The sequence below is a fragment of the Rhodopila sp. genome (assembly GCF_035548235.1).
GTDB lineage: Bacteria > Pseudomonadota > Alphaproteobacteria > Acetobacterales > Acetobacteraceae > Rhodopila.
Window position 1 is genome coordinate 1 of sequence record NZ_DASZTJ010000212.1, and the last position, 4,576, is coordinate 4,576.

The window sequence follows — 4,576 nt, forward strand, 5'->3', positions numbered from 1 at the left end:
CGCGCCCTGCAGCCCCCCCAGCACGAACAGCAGCGCGAGCCGGGGGATCAGCCGCCGCTCCACCCGGCCGGTGACGGACAGCCAGACCAGGGGGACGAAGAAGGCCAGCCCGATCAGCCGCCCCCAAAGCCGGTGCGTCCATTCCAGCCAGAAGATCTGCTTGAAGCCGGCGAGGCCGAAGCCCTCGTTGACCAGCTTGTATTGGGGAATCTGCTTATACAGGTCGAACAGCCGGTGCCATTCCGCGTCGCTGAGCGGCGGGAGCACCCCCATCAGCGGGTCCCATTCCATGATCGACAGGCCCGACCCGGTCAGCCGCGTGACGCCGCCCAGGATGATCATGACGACGATCATGCCCGCCACGACGAACAGCCACGTGGCGACGAGGCGCCGATTGGCGCGCGACGCGGCGCGGTCCATGGGCGAGGCGGCAGGGAAGTCATGCACATCGAACGGCATGACCCCATGGTATAGAACGTCGCGGTCAAATTAAGAAGGGCAACCCGCCGCGTCATTGGAATCAAATGTTACGACTTGCGGCGCTTCCCGCCATGGTCGCCGGGACAAGCGGCGGTACGGCCCCGGCGCCTCACCCGTCGTGGTCGGTGCAGGCCCGCACGCGCCGGGATCGGCGAACGGGCGGCACGCGCATCTCTATCGTCGCGGTCGGCGCAGGCAGACCACGACGAGCAGGCGCGGCATGTCCACGACGAGCAGGCGCGGCACGTCAATGAATGCGCAGCAGCGTGTCCGCGTGGCGCAGCCGTCCGCGCCGGCCAAGCTCGACGGACGCGACGCGCACCGAATGCAGGTCGCCCTCGATCTCGCGACGCCAGAAATCCAGGAACTTGTTCAGCACCGGGTAGCGCGGCGCGATGTCCACATCCTGCCAGATGAAGCTCTGCAGCAGGTTCGGATGGTCCGGCAGGCGATAGAGGATCTCGGCGGTGGTCAGGCGGTAATCGCGTGGGGCCCCGGTCTTGAAGGCAAGGCTCATGGCTTGTCTCTGTCCTTCCAGTCTCTGTCCTTTCAGGCGCGGCCGGCTTCCGCCGAAGGTCCGTGCATGGACGCGGCAGCCGGATGACAGGATGATGTCGGAGATCCCACGCGAGCCGCAATAGAAAAACACCGAAAATTCAGCGAGTTAGCACTCACGCCAAAAGAGTGCTGCCAGACGCTTGACACGTCGCGAACAGACCACTAGATCGCTGGCACTCCCTGCCGGGGAGTGCTAACGGACGTTCGGGGACGCGCTCTCCGAGCGAACGTGGCAATCCGAATCATCACCCACTGAGATATATCTCGGGAGCGATACGAATGGCATTCCGTCCCCTGCACGACCGGGTCGTGGTCCGGCGCCTCACCGCCGAGGAAAAGACCGCCGGCGGCATCATCATCCCCGACACGGCCAAGGAAAAGCCGATGGAAGGCGAGATCGTGGCCGTTGGCCCCGGCGCTCGCAACGAACAGGGCCAGCTTGTCCCGCTCGACGTGAAGGCCGGCGACAAGATCCTGTTCGGCAAGTGGTCCGGCACCGAAGTGAAGCTGGATGGTGAGGAGCTCCTGATCATGAAGGAGTCCGACATCATGGGCATCATCGAAGGTGGCGCCGCGAAGAAGAAGGCTGCGTAAGGCTTTTCGCCTGGCTGCTGTTCGACAACTTAGATAGGGAATCAAGATATGGCTGCGAAAGACGTTCGCTTCGGCGGCGATGCCCGCGCTCGGATGCTGCGTGGCGTGGATATTCTGGCTGACGCGGTGAAGGTGACGCTGGGTCCCAAGGGCCGCAACGTCGTCCTCGACAAGAGCTTCGGCGCGCCGCGGATCACCAAGGACGGCGTGACCGTCGCCAAGGAAATCGAGCTGAGCGACAAGTTCGAGAACATGGGCGCGCAGATGGTGCGCGAGGTCGCGTCGAAGACCAACGATATCGCCGGCGACGGCACCACCACCGCGACCGTCCTGGCGCAGTCGATCGTCCGTGAGGGCGCGAAGGCCGTTGCCGCCGGCATGAACCCGATGGACCTGACGCGCGGCATCGACAAGGCCGTCGCCACCGTCGTGGACGAGCTGAAGAAGAAGACCAAGAAGATCACGACCCCGGGCGAGACTGCCCAGGTCGGCACGATCAGCGCCAACGGCGAAGCCGAAATCGGCAAGATGATCTCGGAAGCCATGCAGAAGGTCGGCAACGAGGGCGTGATCACGGTCGAGGAAGCCAAGGGCATCCAGACCGAGCTCGACGTCGTCGAAGGCATGCAGTTCGACCGCGGCTATGTCTCCCCGTACTTCATCACGAACGCGGAGAAGATGATCGCCGAGATGGATCAGCCCTACATCCTGATCCACGAGAAGAAGCTGTCCGGCCTGCAGCCGATGCTGCCGCTGCTGGAAAGCATCGTTCAGTCCGGCCGTCCGCTGGTGATCATCGCCGAGGACGTCGAGGGTGAGGCCCTGGCGACCCTGGTGGTGAACAAGCTGCGCGGCGGCCTGAAGGTCGCGGCGGTGAAGGCGCCTGGCTTCGGCGATCGTCGCAAGGCGATGCTGGAAGACATCGCGATCCTGACCGGCGGCACGGTGATCAGCGAAGACCTGGGCATCAAGCTCGAGAGCGTGAAGCTGAACGATCTCGGCAAGGCCAAGAAGATCCTGATCGAGAAGGAAAACACCACGATCGTCGAAGGCGCGGGCAAGAAGGCCGACATCCAGGGCCGTTGCGCGCAGATCCGGGCGCAGATCGAGGAGACCACCTCGGACTACGACCGCGAGAAGCTGCAGGAGCGTCTGGCGAAGCTGGCCGGCGGCGTGGCCGTCATCCGCGTCGGCGGCAGCACCGAGGTCGAGGTGAAGGAGCGCAAGGACCGCGTTGACGACGCGCTGCACGCCACCCGTGCGGCGGTCGAGGAAGGCATCGTTCCGGGCGGCGGCGTCGCCCTGGCTCGCGCCTCCCTGGTGCTGTCCAAGCTGAAGGCCGACAACGACGACCAGCGCTTCGGCATCGAGATCGTCCGCAAGGCGATCCAGACCCCGCTGCGCCAGATCGCCGAGAACGCCGGCGAAGACGGCGCGGTGATCGCCGGCAAGACGCTGGAGAAGGACGACTACAACTACGGCTACGACGCCCAGTCCGGTGAGTTCAAGGACATGGTGAAGTCGGGCATCATCGACCCGACCAAGGTCGTCCGCACGGCTCTGCAGGACGCGGCTTCGGTCTCCGGCCTGCTGATCACCACGGAAGCGATGGTGGCCGAGCGTCCGGAGAAGAAGGCGCCCCCGATGCCGGGCGGCGGCGGAATGGGCGGCATGGACGGCATGGATTTCTGATCCGTATCGTTTGTTCCGAGACGACAAGGGGGGCGGGCCGCCGGGTCCGCCCCTTCTTCGTTGGGACATCGCGTTGGCGCAGAGGCACATCGGACCGGCGGTGCGCCGGTCGTGACCTTTCCCCGTCACGGCCCGGCTTGGCCGTGCACTGCCCCCAAGGGTGAGACGGTAAAACCAGACACACCGGCTTGGTTTTTCTTCTGCTGAGCCTGGGCGCACGCGGCCGGCGCTCATCCTACTCGGCGTTCACGGCGTTGCCGGGTCGCCTACTCCGGCCCCGCGGTCAACATCCCCTGCCCCATCCCGTCCTTCAGCGACGCCATCAGCACGCGCCATCCCGTCTTTCCGCGCGCGGCCAGGTACTCCCGGTCGTGGATCGCCTGCACCGTCTTGTCGTCGCGCTGTATCACCAGCCGGAATTTCAGCCCGGCCTGGGTGAACCCGGCTTCCAGCGCGTCGCGCAGCGCCGGTTCCGTGACCTTGTTGGTGACCACCGAACACAGCCCGTCATCGGACGACACCAGCGCGAACTTGCCCGACTTGTTGGAGCCGTCGAACGCCATTCCGGGCGCGCCGTGCAGCAGCACCGCCGCCACCTTGTCCGGCAGCGCCGACAGGCCGAGCTTGCCCGCCCAGGCTCGCAGCGCCTTGGCGTCGCCCACGAACGGCATGCAGCCCTGGATGAACAAACCCACCATCTGCGACGGCGCGTCATCGGCCGGCTGGCTGCCCGGAGGCGCGGCTTTCGCGGCGCCCTCGTTCGCTGGGGCATTGGCTCCCGCGGCGCTGTTGGCCGGGCCGCTTTCCGCGGCGGCATTTCCCGCCGCGGGGGCGCTGCCGGCCGGCGTGTTGCCCTCCGGACCCGCGGCCGCCAGCGACAGCAGGCACAGGACGGCCAGCCGCCGCCTCAACGCCGCAGCTCCATCTGGATCGGGCCCTCGCGCCGGCCATGAGTGAACTGGTCGACCTCGGGGTTGCCGCTGTCCATCAGCGCCGACGCCGAACCGGTCCAGATGATCCGGCCCCTGTGCAGCATTGCCGCCCGGTCGCCGATCCGCCGCGCCGAGACCATGTCGTGCGTGATCGCGATCGCCGTCGAACCCAGCCGCTTCACGCAATCGACGATCAGCCCGTCGATCACCGCGCCGAGGATCGGATCGAGGCCGGTGGTGGGTTCGTCGAAGAAGAGCATCTCGGGCTGGGCGGCGATGGCACGGGCAAGCGCCACCCGCTTCTGCATGCCGCCCGAAAG

General features: G+C 66.4%; 6 protein-coding genes. 2 read left to right on the forward strand and 4 right to left on the reverse strand.

Annotated features, from left to right (window positions below):
* The coding region (locus VHB27_RS17405) for a COX15/CtaA family protein (RefSeq protein WP_408904018.1) at positions 1 to 459 on the reverse strand (459 nt) is incomplete at its 3' end.
* Positions 460 to 727: 268 nt separating this feature from the next.
* Positions 728 to 997, reverse strand: coding sequence for an usg protein (locus tag VHB27_RS17410; RefSeq protein WP_325602792.1), 270 nt, complete (start codon positions 995 to 997; stop codon positions 728 to 730).
* Between the two features lie 320 nt (positions 998 to 1,317).
* Here VHB27_RS17410 and groES point away from each other — a divergent pair, with 320 nt between their 5' ends.
* Positions 1,318 to 1,632 (forward strand): co-chaperone GroES, encoded by a 315-nt coding sequence (gene groES / locus VHB27_RS17415; RefSeq protein WP_325602794.1) that lies wholly within the window; start codon positions 1,318 to 1,320, stop codon positions 1,630 to 1,632.
* Between the two features lie 48 nt (positions 1,633 to 1,680).
* Complete coding sequence (gene groL, locus VHB27_RS17420; RefSeq protein ID WP_325602796.1) at positions 1,681 to 3,324, forward strand: chaperonin GroEL; 1,644 nt, start codon at positions 1,681 to 1,683, stop codon at positions 3,322 to 3,324.
* A 266-nt stretch (positions 3,325 to 3,590) separates the two neighbouring features.
* On the opposite strand, the gene VHB27_RS17425 is transcribed toward groL, so the two are convergent.
* Both VHB27_RS17425 and VHB27_RS17430 read right to left on the reverse strand, forming a co-directional pair.
* Positions 3,591 to 4,235 (reverse strand): NMCC_0638 family (lipo)protein, encoded by a 645-nt coding sequence (locus VHB27_RS17425; RefSeq protein WP_325602798.1) that lies wholly within the window; start codon positions 4,233 to 4,235, stop codon positions 3,591 to 3,593.
* Positions 4,232 to 4,576, reverse strand: a 345-nt coding sequence (locus tag VHB27_RS17430) for an ATP-binding cassette domain-containing protein (protein WP_325602800.1), incomplete at its 5' end; no start/stop codon positions are given. The genes VHB27_RS17425 and VHB27_RS17430, both read right to left, overlap by 4 nt.

Coding starts and splice junctions, on each gene's coding strand:
- VHB27_RS17410 (WP_325602792.1), bottom strand. CDS start 997: ATGAGCCTTGCCTTCAAGACCGGGGCCCCACGCGATTACCGCCTGACC.
- groES (WP_325602794.1), top strand. CDS start 1,318: ATGGCATTCCGTCCCCTGCACGACCGGGTCGTGGTCCGGCGCCTCACC.
- groL (WP_325602796.1), top strand. CDS start 1,681: ATGGCTGCGAAAGACGTTCGCTTCGGCGGCGATGCCCGCGCTCGGATG.